This is a genomic window from Sphingomonas kyeonggiensis, from assembly GCF_014204495.1.
In the GTDB taxonomy this organism is placed as follows: Bacteria; Pseudomonadota; Alphaproteobacteria; order Sphingomonadales; family Sphingomonadaceae; genus Sphingomonas; species Sphingomonas kyeonggiensis_A.
In genome coordinates, this window is the sequence record NZ_JACHLN010000002.1 from 386509 (window position 1) to 401337 (window position 14829).

Here is a 14829-nt window from a genome sequence, read left to right on the forward strand (position 1 = left end):
CTGCCCGAAATCGGGCTAGCCGGGTCGGGAACGTGCCGGGAATGGCTATGCGATGAAAGTCGATCTGCTTACTTCGAAGTCGCGATCCGATCGGCATCGACGCGGTTCTGGAGCATCTTGCCCGCCTCGGCATCGGCGGCGCTGCGCAGCGTCGTCTCGGCGATGGCGGCCAGCGCTTCCTCGGTAAGGAAGGCCTGGTGGCCGGTGACCAGCACGTTGGGGAAGGTCAGCAGGCGCTGGAACAGGTCGTCGGAGACGATCTCGTTCGACAGGTCCTCGAAGAACAAATCGGCTTCCTGCTCATAGACGTCGAGCGCGACGGCGCCGATCTTGCGGGACTTGAGCCCCTCGATCAGCGCGGCGGTGTCGATCAGTGCGCCGCGGCTGGTGTTGACGATCATCAGGCCGTCACGGGCGGCGTCGATCGTCGCGGTATCGATCAGGTGGCGGGTGTCCGGGGTGAGCGGGCAATGGAGGGTGATGATCTCGGCGGTGCGCAGCAGTTCGTCGCGGGGGACGTAGCGGACGCCGATGCGCTCCAGCTCGGGATCGGGATAGAGGTCCGCGGCCAGCACCTCGCAGCCAAAGCCGAGCCTGAGGCCGCGGGCGACCAGCGCGCCGATCTTGCCGGTGCCGATCACGCCGACGGTGCGCCCGTGGAGATTGCGGCCGATCAGGCCGTCGAGCGCGAAATTATTGTCGCGCACCCGCGCCCAGGCGCGCGGGATATGGCGATCTACCGCAAGCAGGAGCCCGATGGTGAACTCGGCAACGGCATGGGGGGAATAGGCGGGCACGCGGACCACGGCGATCCCGAGCCGATGCGCGGCGGCGAGATCGACATTGTTGAACCCGGCACAGCGTAGCGCGACCAGCCGCGTCCCCTGCCCGGCCAGCACTTCCAGCACCTCGGCATCGACGACATCGTTGACGAAGACGCACACCGCCTGGTGCCCGGCGGCGAGCGATGCGGTGGCGGGCTCGAGGCGGGGCTCGAGGAAATGCAGGTCATGGCCGAATGCCGCGTTCGCTTCGGTCAGGAAGCGGCGGTCATAGGACTTGGTGTTGAACACCGCGATACGCATGCATGTCTCCCGCCGGATGTGCCGGCCATTTCGGATACCGCAGCGGCCCGGCGGCGGCCAGTGGTGCCCGGACATGCGCCCTATCATGCGTCAACCACACCATTTCGGATGAAATTGGGCGCGTGACGAATGAAAATCGTCGCAACTTCCCTTGAATAATAGCTGAATTATATGCTTTTTTCGCTGCGGAGCTGCGCTCCGGGTTTCAGCGTTCTTGGGGGATTTCATGAAAATCGGTTCGATGTGGCGTCTGGGCGCAGGCCCTTGCGCGTGCGTGATGGCGCTTGCCGCCTGCAGCGGCGGTGGCGGCACCGGCTCCGGACCCAGCGGCGGCGTTGCCGGCCCGACCCCGGCGCCGACGGTCAGCCCGACGCCGACTCCCACCCCCACGCCCACGCCGGTGCCCAAGGAAACCGCGACCACCAGCGACGGCGTGACCGTCGACATCGCGCCGATCGCTGCCTTCGAATATCCTTGGGCGATCAACTTCATTCCCGACGGGCGCCTCCTGGTGACCCAGGCCTTTGACGGGATCCGGCTGGTTGCCCAGAACGGGTCCTATTCCGCGCCGCTTGCCGGCCTGCCCAAGGGTTTCCGCGCGTTCGACATCATACTGAGCGCCGATTACGCCACGTCGCACAAGGTGGTCATCAGCTTCGACGAGCCGGGTACCAACGGAGCGGAAGGGCTCGCCGTGGCGACGGCCGAGCTCGTGTTGCCGACCGATGGCGAGCCGCGCTTCGAGAATTTCAAGACCATCTGGAGGCAGACCAAGACGACCACTGCCGGCCAGTTCGGCGGCAAGCTCGCCTTCTCGCCGGACGGCAAATATCTGTTCATCACCACCGGCGAGCGCGCGACCTTCGATCCGGCGCAGGACCTGTCCAATACGCTGGGCAAGACGATCCGGCTGTTCGCCGACGGCACGATCCCGCCGGACAATCCCTTTGTGAAGACGCCCGGTGCGATGCCGGAGATCTGGACGCTCGGGCATCGCAATCCCTATGGCATCGCGTTCGATGCCGCCGGGCGCCAGTGGCAGCACGAAATGGGTCCCAAGGGCGGCGACGAGCTCAACCTGATCGTTCCCGGCGGCAATTATGGCTGGCCGAAAGTCTCCTGGGGCAACAACTATGACGGCGGGCTGATCCCCAAGCCGGCGACCGGCGACGGCTATGTGGCGCCGGTGACCTATTGGGACCCGGTGATCGCGCCGGCGGGCATGATCATCTATTCGGGCAAGATGTTCCGGCAATGGGCCGGCTATGCGATCATGGGCGGCCTGCAGTCGCAGGGGCTGGTGTTCGTCAAGTTCAACGGGACGAGCGCGGCCGAAGTCGCCCGGTTGCCGCTCCACGCGCGCATCCGCGATGTCCGCGAAGGCTCGGACGGGGCGATCTGGGTGCTCGAGGATACCGGCACCGGGCGCGTGCTGCGCGTCTCGCCCCGGCCGAACTGAGCGGCCTCAGCAGGCGACGACGTTCACCGCCAGGCCGCCCTGGGCCGTCTCCTTGTACTTGGAGCGCATGTCCTCGCCGGTCTGGCGCATCGTCTCGATCACCGCGTCGAGGCTGACGACATGGCTGCCGTCGCCATGCATGGCGAGATAGGCGGCGTTGATCGCCTTGATCGCGCCCATCGTGTTGCGCTCGATACAGGGGATCTGGACGAGGCCGCCGATCGGATCGCAGGTGAGGCCGAGATTATGCTCCATGCCGATCTCGGCGGCGTTCTCGATCTGGGCGTTGGTTGCGCCGAGCGCCGCGGCCAGGCCGGCGGCGGCCATCGAGCAGGCGACGCCGACTTCGCCCTGGCAGCCCATCTCGGCTGCCGAGATCGAGGCGCGCTTCTTGTAGAGGAAACCGATCGCCGCGGTGGTCAGCAGGAAAGTCCGCGAACCCGCGGGCGTGGGGTTGGCGCAGAAGGTCTCGTAATAGCGCAGCACCGCCGGGATCACCCCCGCCGCGCCATTGGTCGGCGCGGTGACGACGCGGCCGCCGGCGGCATTCTCCTCGTTCACCGCGAGCGCCCACAGGCTGACCCAGTCGAACACGAGCGACGGATCGCTGCGGGGCCCGCGTGCCATCAGCCGCTGGTGCAGGTCGCGGGCGCGGCGCTTGACCTTGAGGCCGCCGGGCAGCTCCCCCTCCCCGCGCATGCCGCGATCGATACAGGCCGACATGGCGGCGCGCAGGCTGTCGAGGAAGGCGTCGGTCTCGGCATCGTCGCGCCAGGCGGCTTCATTGGCCCGGACGATATCGGCGATGCTGGCGTCCTGCGCCGCCGCCACGGCGAGCAGCTCGGCGCCGGAGGTGAAGGCGAAGGGCAATTTGACGTTGGTCTGGGGCGGCTCGCAGCCACCTTCGACGATCGCGCCGCCGCCGATCGAATAATAGAAGGTCTCCCAGGGCTCGCCCTCGGGATAATGGGCGACGAAGCGCATGCCGTTCGGGTGCGCCGGCAGGAACTTGTCGTCGCGGAAGATCAGGTGGCGACCCTCGACGAACGGCACCACGACATGGCCGCCCAGCGCCAGCTGCTGCTCGGCGCGGATCGTCTCGACGATGGTGTTCACCGCATCGGGATCGACGCTCTCGGGCTGGTAGCCGGCAAGGCCGAGGATCGTCGCGATATCCGTGGCGTGGCCGCGCCCGGTGAGCGCGAGCGAGCCGAACAGCTCGCAGGAGACGGCAGTCGGCGTGCCCTTGTCCAGCGCCTGCTCCGCGAAGGAAGCGGCGGCGCGCATCGGGCCGACAGTGTGCGAGCTCGACGGGCCGATACCGATGGTGAACAGGTCGGCGAGCCCAATCGTCGCCTCCGCCCGGGCACGCGCCCGCGCGGTGTTGTCTTCAGACATTGCTACTCCTGCGTCCCGACTCTGGCGGCCGGATTGCTGATCTTGGTTGTAGTTTTATGTCTGTACGTTGAAGTTTTATAACTTCAAGCGGGCGAGAGGCCTCTGGCTATTCTGTTCCCCGGCGAAAGCCGGGGCCCAGGGTCACAAGCGACACGGAAAAGAAACCCTGGACCCCGGCTTTCGCCAGGGAACAGAGCGGGCGGTTGCGCGACCGCGAAACTCAGCCCGCCGCGGGATCGACGATGCCGTCGGTGCCCTTCTTGGCGAGGTCCGCCGCGACCTGCGGTGCCAGGCGGATGTTGAGTTCCTTGAGCTGCTTCTCGCTGACATAGGACGGGGCCTGCATCATCAGGTCCTCGGCCTTCTGCGTCATCGGGAAGACGATGACTTCGCGGATGTTCGGCTCGTCGGCGAGCAGCATCACGATGCGATCGACGCCCGGGGCCGAGCCGCCGTGCGGCGGGGCGCCGAACTTGAAGGCGTTGATCATGCCGGCGAAATTGGTGTCGACATCGGCCTGGGTGTAGCCGGCGATCTCAAACGCCTTGTACATGATCTCCGGACGGTGGTTCCGGATCGCGCCCGACGACAGCTCGATGCCGTTGCAGACGATGTCGTACTGATAGGCGAGGATGTCGAGCGGGTCCTTGGTCTCCAGCGCTTCGAGTTCGCCCTGCGGCATCGAGAACGGGTTGTGGCTGAAGTCGACCTTCTTGGCGTCCTCGTCATACTCGAACATCGGGAAGTCGACGATCCAGCAGAACTCGAAGCGCTTCTTGTCGATCAGCTCGAGCTGCTCGGCGGCGCGGGTGCGCGCGAGGCCGGCGAGCTTGGCGGCCTGGGCTTCCTTGCCAGCGGCGAAGAAGATGCCGTCGTTCGGGCCGAGGCCCATCGCCTGCGCAATGGCCTGCATGCCTTCCTGGCCGTGGTTGTTGGCGATCGGGCCGCCGAACACGCCGTCCTTCTGGGTGGCGTAGCCGAGGCCCGGGAAGCCTTCCGACTGGGCCCAGCTGTTCATGTCGTCGAAGAACTTGCGGCTCTTCTCATGCGTGTTGGGTGCCGGGACCGCGCGGACGACATCGCCGCCCTCGACGATCGAGGCGAAGCGACCGAAGCCCGAGCCCTTGAAGAACTCGCTGACGTCGGTGATCAGCAGCGGGTTGCGCAGATCGGGCTTGTCGTTGCCGTACTTCAGCATCGATTCGCGGTACGGGATACGCTTGAACGGCAGAGCGGAAACACTGCGGCCCATGCCTTCCCAATCGGCGAATTCCTCGAACACGCCGTGCAGCACCGGCTCGATCGCGGCGAACACGTCGTCCTGGGTGACGTAGCTCATCTCGAAATCGAGCTGGTAGAACTCGCCCGGCGAACGATCGGCGCGCGCGTCCTCGTCGCGGAAGCACGGCGCGATCTGGAAATACTTGTCGAAGCCGGCGACCATCAGCAGCTGCTTGAACATCTGCGGCGCCTGCGGGAGCGCGTAGAACTTGCCCGGGTGGACGCGCGACGGAACGAGATAGTCGCGGGCGCCTTCGGGCGACGACGCGGTGAGGATCGGCGTCTGGAACTCGGTGAAGCCCTGGTCGATCATCCGGCGGCGCAGCGAGGCGATGACGCTCGAGCGCAGCATGATGTTCTTGTGGACCTTCTCGCGGCGCAGATCGAGGAAGCGGTTCCGCAGGCGGATTTCCTCGGGGTACTCGGCATCGCCGAACACCGGCAGCGGCAGTTCCTGCGCCTGGCTCTGGATCTTCGCCTCGGTTACGCGGATCTCGACTTCGCCGGTCGGCAGGTTCGGGTTCACTGCCTCGGCCGAGCGGGCGACGACCTTGCCGGTCATCGTCACCACCGATTCGCTGCGCAGCGACTCGATCACCTGGAAGGCCGGACCGTCCACTTCGGTGACGATCTGGGTGATGCCATAATGGTCGCGCAGGTCGATAAAGACCAGGTCGCCATGGTCGCGCTTGCGATGGACCCAGCCCGAAAGGCGGACTTCCTGGCCGACATGTTCGGCGCGGAGCTGGGCGCAGGTGTGCGTGCGATAGGCGTGCATTTCCGGTCTTTCCCTTGCTCGTCACCCCCGCGAAGGCGGGGGTCCAGGGTCACGAGCGATGTTGCCTTGGGCTCTGGATCCCCGCCTGCGCGGGGATGACGAATAAATTAGCGTGGGCGCGCATTCCTTGCAGACCCCACTTTTGTCAACCCGAAGACCGGTCTATGGGCCTAGGATGCATATCCATGGTCTGATTGAAGACAGCGCGACTCTCGCCAACCTCTGCGCCCGCCTCGCCAACAAGCCCTACGTGTGTGTGGACACCGAGTTCATGCGCGAAAACAGCTATTGGCCCGAACTCTGCCTGATCCAGATCGCCGACGACGAAGAAGCCGCGGCGATCGATCCCATGGCACCGGGAATCGATCTCACCCCCCTGCTCGACCTGATGGTCGACAATGAGGAGGTGCTGAAGGTCTTCCATGCCGGCGGCCAGGACATCGAGATCGTCTACAACCTCACCGGCAAGACGCCGCACCCGCTGTTCGACACCCAGGTTGCCGCGATGGCGCTCGGGCTCGGCGAGCAGATCGGCTATTCCAACCTGGTCGACACCTATCTGGGCTTCACGATCGACAAGGGCGCCCGCTTCACCGACTGGAGCCGCCGCCCGCTCGACAAGCGCCAGATCGACTACGCCATCGCCGACGTGACCCATCTCTCCAAGATCTTCCCCAAGATGCTGGAGAAGCTGAAGAAAACCGGTCGCGGCGCCTGGCTGGACCAGGAGATGGAGCGGCTCGCCGACCCCGAGAACTATCATAACGACCCGGACGAGGCGTGGCAGCGCGTGCGCGTCTCCAGCCGCAAGCCCGAGGTGCTGGGCCGCCTGAAGGCACTCGCCCGCTGGCGCGAGCTCGAGGCGCAGGGCAAGGACCTGCCGCGCGGCCGCATCGTCAAGGACGAGACGCTGGCCGACCTCGCCGGCAACCCGCCGCGCAAGCAGAGCGACCTGGGCAAGGTACGCGGGCTTTCGGCTGCCTGGGCGGGCAACGACATCGGCGGGCGGCTGATGGCGGCGCTCGACGGTTCCGAGCCGATGTCGACCGCCGAGATGCCGCCGCGCGATGATCGCAAGCCCTCGCTCGGCAAGGACGGCGCGCTGGTCGCGGACCTGCTCAAGCTGCTGCTCAAGATCCGTGCCAAGGAGATCAACGTGGCGCCGCGCCTGCTCGCGCGCTCGGACGATCTCGAGTCGCTGGCGGCCGGGGTACGCGACGGTCTCGCGATCCTGGAGGGCTGGCGCTACGAGCAGTTCGGCCGCGACGCGCTCAACCTGGTCGAGGGTCAGCTGGGGTTCACCGTCAAGAATGGTAAGCTCAAGATGACCCGTACCGAGGAACCTGCTGCATGATTCGCCTCGTCCTGCCTGCCGCTGTTGCCCTGGTGATGACCGGTGCCTGCACCCCGAAGACGCCGCCCGAGGCGATCCCGGGCGTGGAGTGCAATGCGTCGAAGCTGGGCGACCTGGTCGGCAAGACGCGCAGCCCCGAAGTCGAGGCCGAGGCGCGCAAGCTGTCGGGCGCGAAGACGGTGCGCTGGCTGACGCCGGAATCGATGATGACGATGGATTTCCGGCCCGACCGGCTGAACCTGCATCTCGGCACCGACGGCAAGATCGGCTCGGCCCGCTGCGGGTAAGCACCGGGTTAAGCACCTCGCGCCCTCCCCTTCGTTACGCATCCGGGCTATAAGCCGCGGTGCCGGGGGGCGACCGAGGAGAGAGACATGCGCGCCATCGGAACGATCGCGACTGCCCTGCTGGTTGCCGGCTGCATGAACGACGGCAGGCCCACGCCGATGCCGGGACCGCGCATCTGCAATGCCGGTGCGGTGCAGCGCTTTATCGGCGCGCCGATGTCGCCGCAGCTCCAGCCACGGCTGCGGGCACGCAGCGGTGCCTCGAGCGTCCGCGTGGTGCGTCCAGGCGAGGCCGTGACGATGGACTTCCGCCGCGACCGGCTGACGGTGGACGTCAACCAGCGCGGGCGGATCAGCGGGCTGCGCTGCGTCTAGCGGCGCTCAGGCCCTGGGCGCGGCGCCGAACAGGTCGTCGGCGAACAGGTCGATCGCCTTTTGCGAGATGCCGGTGTTGTTGAGCAGGACGATGCTTTCCTGCGTGTCGTAGCGGTGCGCGAGCAGGCTGCGATAGCCGGCGGTGCGGCCGGTTTCCCATGCCGCTTCGACCGGTTTGCCGGCGATCGTCATCGTCCGCACGCGTCCGCCGAGTGAATAGTCCTGTTCGGTGACGCGCACCGTCCGCAGCGCCTTGAGCGAGGTGGGCGATACGAATCCCTTGTCGAACACCGCATGCCCGACGCGGAGCAGGTCGCCCGCATTGCTGAAATAGCCGCCCGAGGCCGCCATCACCGGCGTGCGCGGATTGGGCCATTCGACCACCGGGTCGACGGTGCGATAGGACAGCGCCGAGCCGGTCTGGTTCTCGGTACCGATCGCAGCGGTGGTGTGCGCGAGGCCCAGCGGATCGAGCGTGATCTCGCGCATCGCCTGCTGGAAGGGCTTGCCGGTCACCGCCTCGACGATCGCGACGACGATGAACCAGTTGGTCAGCAGGTAATCGAACTTGGCTCCAGGCTCGAAGATCAGGTCGCCCGAGCAGAAGCGGCGGACTGATTCCGCGGTGCCGATGTCACGGGTGACCAGGTCGGGTTCCAGCTTGAGCTCGGGCATGAAGCCGTTGGGGATGCCGCTGGTGTTCGACAGCAGATGCGCGAGCTGGACCTTGCCCCCGGTGTCAGGGCGGTAGCCGGGCAACAGCGTCGCGATCGGCGCGTCGAGCGCGAGCTTGCCGGCCTCGGCGAGCTTGAGGATCGTCACCGTGGTGAGGAACTTCGAGATCGAGGCGATGCCGTAGACCGTGTCGGTGGTGACCGGTGCCTTGGTGGCGATGTTCGCCAGCCCGAAATTGCGGACATAGACTTGCTTGCCGGCCTTGGCGCGGAGGATCGTGCCGGCAAAGCCATTGGCCTTCACGAAGGCGTCGATCTTCGCATCGTCCGGATGGCCCTTGGCCCAGGCCGGCAGCGGTGCCAGCGCGGTCATTCCCATGGCCGCGCCACCCTGCAGCAGCGCGCGTCTATCGATCAGCATCCGATCATCCCTCCCTACGCCTTTACCTGGGCGAATTCATTGCGGGGGCGACATGAACGCCATGTTACTAGACCTCGAGGATCGGCTCCTTGCCGAAGGCAGCGGCCAACGCCTTGTGGCGCTTCTCGACCGCTTCACCGTAAAGCGCCTCGTCCTCGGGATCCAGGCAGAGCGCCAGCGTCTCCTCGTCGATGTGCAGTTCCGAGCGCTTGATCGGCGCGGCGACGCCGCCCGACAGGCGCTGGCCGAGGCGGATCGCCAGGCCCCAGAGCTTGGCGCGCCACAGCGTGTCGTCATCGGCGAGCTGGGGCAGCGGTGCCGGCGTGTCGAGCCCGCCGCCGAGCGCGGTGTAGAGCGCCTGGCCGAGCGCGGCGCGGCCCATCGAGTCGATCGCCACCCAATTGCCGTGCAGCGCGGCATCAAGGCCGCGTTCGGCGCGGAATTCGGGGTTGGCGTGCCAGCCGACATCGACGAGCTGGCAGGCGGCATGGCGCAGCCGGGCCATCTCGGGCGGCTCTCCGGCGAAGAGCGGGGCGATCCACTGGTCGAGCAGGTCGCCATGCTCGGGGAAACGGCCGAGCCGTTCGCCTTCGTCGCGGGTAGCGGCGATCAGCGGGTCCTGCTGGCGCAACTCGGGCGACAGGCGCTGGTAGAGCAGCCCCTCGCGCAGACCATAGGCTGAGACGATGGTCCCCTTGCTGCCAAGCTGCTTGAGCACCTGGGACAGGAGCAGAGCGGCGTCCTCCAGCGAGCCGGCGCGGGCGCTGGAGAGATTCGGAATTGCCTTGAGGTCCGCCTTGGGCATGGCCGCAATCGAGCTCGCAAGCTCGCCAATTCGCGCCACGGCCATCGGGTATTGGTGCGCGATCGGCAGCGGATAATGCTTAAGATGCATGTCGAGCCGGGCCAGGCTGCGCCACGAGCCGCCGACCAGATAGAAGGGCAGCCCCTTCCCCCGCCCCTTCCACCCGGCATCGCCGAGCAGCTTCGCGACCTTGCGCTCCAGCGCGGCCTTGCCCTCCGCGCGGATCGCCCCGAGGCGCAGGACGCCGAGCGGGAAGGACACGCGATCGGTAACCGTGCCGGCAACGACCCGGACCAGCTCGAGCGAGCCGCCACCGAGATCGCCGACGATGCCGTCCGCCTCGGGAATGCCCGAGAGCACGCCGAGGCCGGCGGCCATCGCCTCTTCCTCGCCCGACAGCGTCTCGACCTCGAGCCCGAGGTTGCGCGCCGTCTCGATCAGCTCGCGTCCGTTGGAAGCATCGCGGACGGCGGCGGTGGCGACGGTGCGAAGCTCGCCGACCTGCATCTCGCGGGCGAGCGCCGAGAAGCGCGACAACGCGCCGCGGGCGGCCGCCATGCTGGCGGGCTCGATCGCCCCGGTCTCGGCCAGGCCGCGGCCGAGGCCGGCCATCACCTTCTCGTTGAACAGCGTCGCCGGCAGGCGCGCGGAGCCCTGATAGACCACGAGGCGCACCGAGTTGGAGCCGATATCGATGATCGCGGTACGATCGTCGACAACGGATGGCTTCGTGCGCGCCTTGCGGAACGGCAATGTCGTCATGCCTTGGCCCTGGTCCTCGCCTTGCGCTTCAGCTGGAGCTTGGGAACTGGCTTGCGCGCGTCGAGCGCGGCGCCGCGGCCCGAAAGCGATGGGTTGGTCATGAAATAGCGGTGCAGGTTGAAGCTCGCATCCTCGCCGGGGGCGATGCGGGTATAGTGCCCGTCGCTGCGGAGCACCCAGCTCTGCTCATTGTCCAGCAGGTTCGCCACCATCACCTGATCGAGCACCTGATCGTGCACCGTCTTGTTGAGGATCGGGAGCATGAATTCCACCCGGCGATCGAAGTTGCGCTGCATCCAGTCGGCCGAGGAGATGTAGACCTTGGCGCCGTCATTGGGCAGGGCCTTGCCGTTGCCGAACGCCCAGATGCGGCTGTGCTCGAGGAAGCGGCCGACGATCGACTTGACCTTGATGTTCTCGGACATGCCGGGAACGCCGGGGCGCAGGCAGCAGATGCCGCGGATCACCAGCTCGATCTCCACTCCGGCATTGCTCGCCTCGTAGAGCTTCTCGATCACCGCGGGATCGACCAGCGAGTTCATCTTGGCCCAGAGCTGGCCCGGCCGGCCGGCGCGGGCATGGGCGATCTCGTCATCGATCAGCCCGACCAGCCGGTTGCGCAGGTCGCGCGGGGAGATGCCGATCAGCTCCAGCCCGTGCGGCTCCACATAGCCGGTGACATAGTTGAAGATCTGCGCGGCATCGCGGCCCACCCGCGGATCGGCGGTGAAGAAGCTGATGTCGGTGTAGATGCGGGCCGTGATCGGGTGGTAGTTGCCGGTGCCGAAGTGGCAATAGGTGCGATAGCCATTGCCCTCGCGGCGCACGACCATCGAGACCTTGGCATGGGTCTTCCAGTCGATGAAGCCATAGACGACCTGGACGCCCGCCCGCTCCAGCGCCGTCGCCCAATAGAGGTTCTGCTCCTCGTCGAAGCGGGCCTTGAGCTCGACCACCGCGGTGACCGACTTGCCGGCCTCGGCCGCGGCGATCAGCGCGTTGATGACGGCGGGCTGCTTGCCGGCGCGGTAGAGCGTCTGCTTGATCGCCACCACGTCGGGATCCGACGCCGCCTGCTGCAGGAACGAGATGACGACGTCGAAGCTCTCATAGGGGTGGTGGACGACGATGTCCTTGGCCTTGATCGCCGCGAAGCAGTCGCCGCCATATTCGCGGATCCGCTCGGGGAAGCGCGGCGTATAGGGAGTGAACTTCAGGTCGGGCCGGTCCTCGTCGACCAGCATCGCCAGGTCGCCGATGCCGAGGAAGCCACCGGTCTCGGTGAGCAGCGCTTCGCTGCCGCCAAGTTCCTCCTTGAGCACCGCCTCCAGCTCGGGCGAGATGCTCTCCTCCATCTCGAGACGGATCACCCGGCCGCGGCGGCGGCGCTTGATCGCCGAGCGGAAGGTCAGGACCAGGTCCTCGGCCTCTTCCTCGATCTCGATGTCGCTGTCGCGCAGCACGCGGAAGGCGGCGGCGCCGAGCGAGGTGTAGCCCGGGAAGAGCAGGTGCGAGAAATGCTTGAGCACAGCCTCGACCGCGACATAGCGCGCCGGGTTGCCGGGAAGCCGGACGAAGCGCTTGATCGCGGTGGGCAGCAGGACCAGCTCGCGCACCGGCTCGCGATCCGACTTGCGGACGAGATCGAAGATCACGCTCGATCCCTGGTTCGGGATGAACGGGAACGGGTGGGCCGGGTCGAGCGCCTGGGGCGTCAGGATCGGGAAGATCTGGTCGCGGAAATGGGTTTCCAGCCAGGCCTCGGTCTCGCCTTCGATCGCATTGGCATCGAGGACATGGATATCGGTCTCGAGCAGATCGGCGCGGATGCTCGTCCACACCGCCTGCTGGTTGTCGGCCAGCGCCTCGGCCTCGGCCGAGATGGCATCGAGCTGCTGGCCGGGCGTCAGGCCGTCGACCGAGCGGGTCTCCACCTTCTGCAGCTGCTGGCCCATCAGGCCGGCGACGCGGACCATGAAGAATTCGTCGAAGTTCGAGCCGGAGATCGACAGGAAGCGCAGCCGCTCGAGCAGCGGATGGGCGGGGTTGGTCGCTTCTTCCATCACCCGGCGGTTGAAGGCCAGCCAGCTCAGCTCGCGATTGAAGTAACGTACGGAAGTGTCCGGCAATTCGGTCATCGAAACCCCTTCATCGGCACGCTGTTTCGCTGCCTTGACCATGCCGTTAGTCGCCCTCCGTTGCGGTTATGAGACCAGCTTCGATCAATGTGGCGCGCACGCTCGGGATCGACAAGCGCCGGCTTTCCTCCAGCTCCAGCGCATCGGCAACGCGCAGGATCGCGATATGGCTGCGCTCGATGCGCTTCGCGATCCAGGCGATCACGTCGGGCTTGGCGTGGAGCAGGTGCCGCTCGAAGGCGCGTTCGAGCAGCTGGGGGATGAGTTCGTCGTCCGGTGGGCCGATCTCGAGCAGCGGCGAGGCGGCGAGGCGCGACCTGAGATCGGGCAGCTTGACCGCCCATGCCGGCGGCGCGGCCTGGGCGATGATCAGCAGCGGGCGATGATCGGCCTGGGCCTGGTTCCAGGCGTGGAACACTTCCGCTTCCTTGCCGAGATCGGCATCGTCGAAGATGCGCGCGCCCGTCTTCGCCGCGAAGATGCGCGCGAGCAGGCTGCGGCCGGACTTGCGCGGCCCCACGAGCAGCGCCGACATGACGGGCCAGGTGCCCCAATGTTCGAGCTGATGGACCGCGCGGGCGTTGGAGTCGCTGACCAGGAATTCCGTCTCGCGCGCCTCCGGCAGTCCAAGCGGCAGGCGAAGCTGCGTCATCCGCCGTTCGGAGCTGGTGTGCCGGTGCCGGTGGGGGCCGGTATCGGCTGTTGCCCTGCCCCGCCCCCGCTATTGCCCGGGCGGCGGATGCGGAGGACCCCTACCCCTTCCTGGACGCTCCATCCGCGTGCCTCGAGCTGGGCGCGCAGCGAGGCGATCTGGCCGTCGAACGAGACGCGCATCACCGAGATTCCGCCCAGCGCAAGGCTGGAAGTGACCGCCGAGCGCACGCCCGGAATGCCGCGGAGCGCCGCCTCGCCGGCATTGACCGCGCCGACATTGGGCGTGTCGAACTGGATGTTCACACCGCTGGTGCTGGCGGTGTTGATCGCGCCGGCATCGGGCGTGGGCGTCGCGATGTCGGTCGCCTCGTCCTCGGGCTTCTCTTCCTCGGTCTTGGGCGCAGGCGGACGGGTCGAGAGCAGCCGGTCGGTATGGAGCAGGCCGAGCGCCAGCGCCTGCTGATAGGCCTTGTCGAGCCGCTGCACGCCCGCGTCCATCAGCGTGTCGAGCGAATCGCCATTGTCGACGCGGAGCGCGAAGTCCGCGATCTTCTGGCGATCGGGACCATGGGTGGCGGAGAAGATGCCGATGATCGGCCCGCCCGGATATTCGCGGCGGATCTGCACTTCGGCGATGAGCACGTCGGCGGCGCCATATTGGTCGAGCACCGAACGCCACCAGTTGCGGCCGCGGCGCAGCACCTGGCCGGCGTTGAGCAGCATCGAATCGGGGCCGTTGCCCTGCACGCGGACATAGTCGACCGTGCTGCCGCCGCTCTTGAAGCGGTTCCATGCCTTGGCCCAGGCGGTCTCGCGCTCGAAGACGAGGCCCGATCCGCCCGAATATTCGAGCGGGACGATCAGCATCGGCGGCGATTGGTTCACCGCGACCGACACGCCGAGGATGCTGCCCGCCTTGTTGCGATCGAACAGCACGCTGAGGCGCGCGATATAGCGCGTCGGGCCGATCTGCTCCTTCTCGACGACGATGCCGGTTACCAGCGAATCGAGCGCCGAATCGGACATGCTGGAAGGCTTGCCGGTCAGCTTGCGCGACAGCATCTCCCAGCCCTTGCGCTGGGCGAGCCGCCAGCCGCCATAGCGCGCGGCATCGGCATCCTTGCCCTTGACGTCGACATCGACGCCCGAGACTTCGAAGCTGCCCGAGGCGTCGATCGGCACGGCGCTGCCGCCCGCGGCCTTTTCCCCTTCGGCGAGCACGGCGCCGAGCCCCGCAAGCGCGAGCGCGGAGGCAATGCCGATGGTGAGGGATTTGCGGGCAAGGGTCATGCGACGGCCCTTTTGGCGAAGGGCGCGGGGAAATCCAAGCATGATGTGCAGAGCGCAGCGCAACACGC

General features: G+C 67.0%; 12 protein-coding genes. 4 read left to right on the forward strand and 8 right to left on the reverse strand.

Annotation, left to right across the window (positions count from 1 at the left end):
• Positions 1-68 precede the first annotated feature (68 nt).
• Entirely contained in the window at positions 69-1085 is a 1017-nt protein-coding gene (locus HNP52_RS09445) for a 2-hydroxyacid dehydrogenase (protein WP_184165974.1), read from the reverse strand.
• A 277-nt stretch (positions 1086-1362) separates the two neighbouring features.
• On the opposite strand from HNP52_RS09445, the gene HNP52_RS09450 reads away from it, so the two are divergent.
• Complete coding sequence (locus HNP52_RS09450; RefSeq protein ID WP_184165977.1) at positions 1363-2544, forward strand: PQQ-dependent sugar dehydrogenase; 1182 nt, start codon at positions 1363-1365, stop codon at positions 2542-2544.
• A 6-nt stretch (positions 2545-2550) separates the two neighbouring features.
• On the opposite strand, the gene HNP52_RS09455 is transcribed toward HNP52_RS09450, so the two are convergent.
• Entirely contained in the window at positions 2551-3942 is a 1392-nt protein-coding gene (locus HNP52_RS09455; RefSeq protein WP_184165980.1) for an L-serine ammonia-lyase, read from the reverse strand.
• 220 nt (positions 3943-4162) lie between these two features.
• Complete coding sequence (gene aspS, locus HNP52_RS09460) at positions 4163-6001, reverse strand: aspartate--tRNA ligase (RefSeq protein WP_260396041.1); 1839 nt, start codon at positions 5999-6001, stop codon at positions 4163-4165.
• Between the two features lie 175 nt (positions 6002-6176).
• On the opposite strand from aspS, the gene rnd reads away from it, so the two are divergent.
• From rnd to HNP52_RS09475, 3 genes are all read left to right on the forward strand, one after another.
• Positions 6177-7355 carry a ribonuclease D gene (gene rnd, locus HNP52_RS09465; RefSeq protein ID WP_184165983.1) on the forward strand — a complete coding sequence of 393 codons (1179 nt, stop codon included), beginning with the start codon at positions 6177-6179 and terminating at the stop codon, positions 7353-7355.
• Entirely contained in the window at positions 7352-7642 is a 291-nt protein-coding gene (locus HNP52_RS09470; RefSeq protein WP_184165986.1) for an I78 family peptidase inhibitor, read from the forward strand. The genes rnd and HNP52_RS09470 overlap by 4 nt, the downstream gene beginning before the upstream one ends.
• Before the next feature lie 87 nt (positions 7643-7729).
• Positions 7730-8017: an I78 family peptidase inhibitor gene (locus tag HNP52_RS09475; RefSeq protein WP_184165989.1), complete on the forward strand. Its 288-nt coding sequence runs from the start codon at positions 7730-7732 to the stop codon at positions 8015-8017.
• A gap of 6 nt (positions 8018-8023) precedes the next feature.
• Here the strand turns inward: HNP52_RS09475 and HNP52_RS09480 are convergent, their stop codons facing one another.
• The 5 genes from HNP52_RS09480 to HNP52_RS09500 all read right to left on the reverse strand — a co-directional run bounded on the left by HNP52_RS09480 (position 8024) and on the right by HNP52_RS09500 (position 14761).
• Positions 8024-9112, reverse strand: coding sequence for a serine hydrolase (locus HNP52_RS09480; RefSeq protein WP_221416234.1), 1089 nt, complete (start codon positions 9110-9112; stop codon positions 8024-8026).
• Between the two features lie 67 nt (positions 9113-9179).
• Positions 9180-10679: a Ppx/GppA family phosphatase gene (locus HNP52_RS09485; protein ID WP_184165992.1), complete on the reverse strand. Its 1500-nt coding sequence runs from the start codon at positions 10677-10679 to the stop codon at positions 9180-9182.
• Positions 10676-12817, reverse strand: coding sequence for an RNA degradosome polyphosphate kinase (locus tag HNP52_RS09490; RefSeq protein WP_409372619.1), 2142 nt, complete (start codon positions 12815-12817; stop codon positions 10676-10678). The genes HNP52_RS09485 and HNP52_RS09490 overlap by 4 nt, the downstream gene beginning before the upstream one ends.
• A gap of 46 nt (positions 12818-12863) precedes the next feature.
• Complete coding sequence (locus HNP52_RS09495; RefSeq protein ID WP_184165998.1) at positions 12864-13469, reverse strand: DnaA ATPase domain-containing protein; 606 nt, start codon at positions 13467-13469, stop codon at positions 12864-12866.
• Positions 13466-14761, reverse strand: coding sequence for a heavy-metal-associated domain-containing protein (locus HNP52_RS09500; protein ID WP_260396042.1), 1296 nt, complete (start codon positions 14759-14761; stop codon positions 13466-13468). Before HNP52_RS09500 ends, HNP52_RS09495 begins: the two co-directional genes overlap by 4 nt.
• Positions 14762-14829 lie beyond the last annotated feature (68 nt).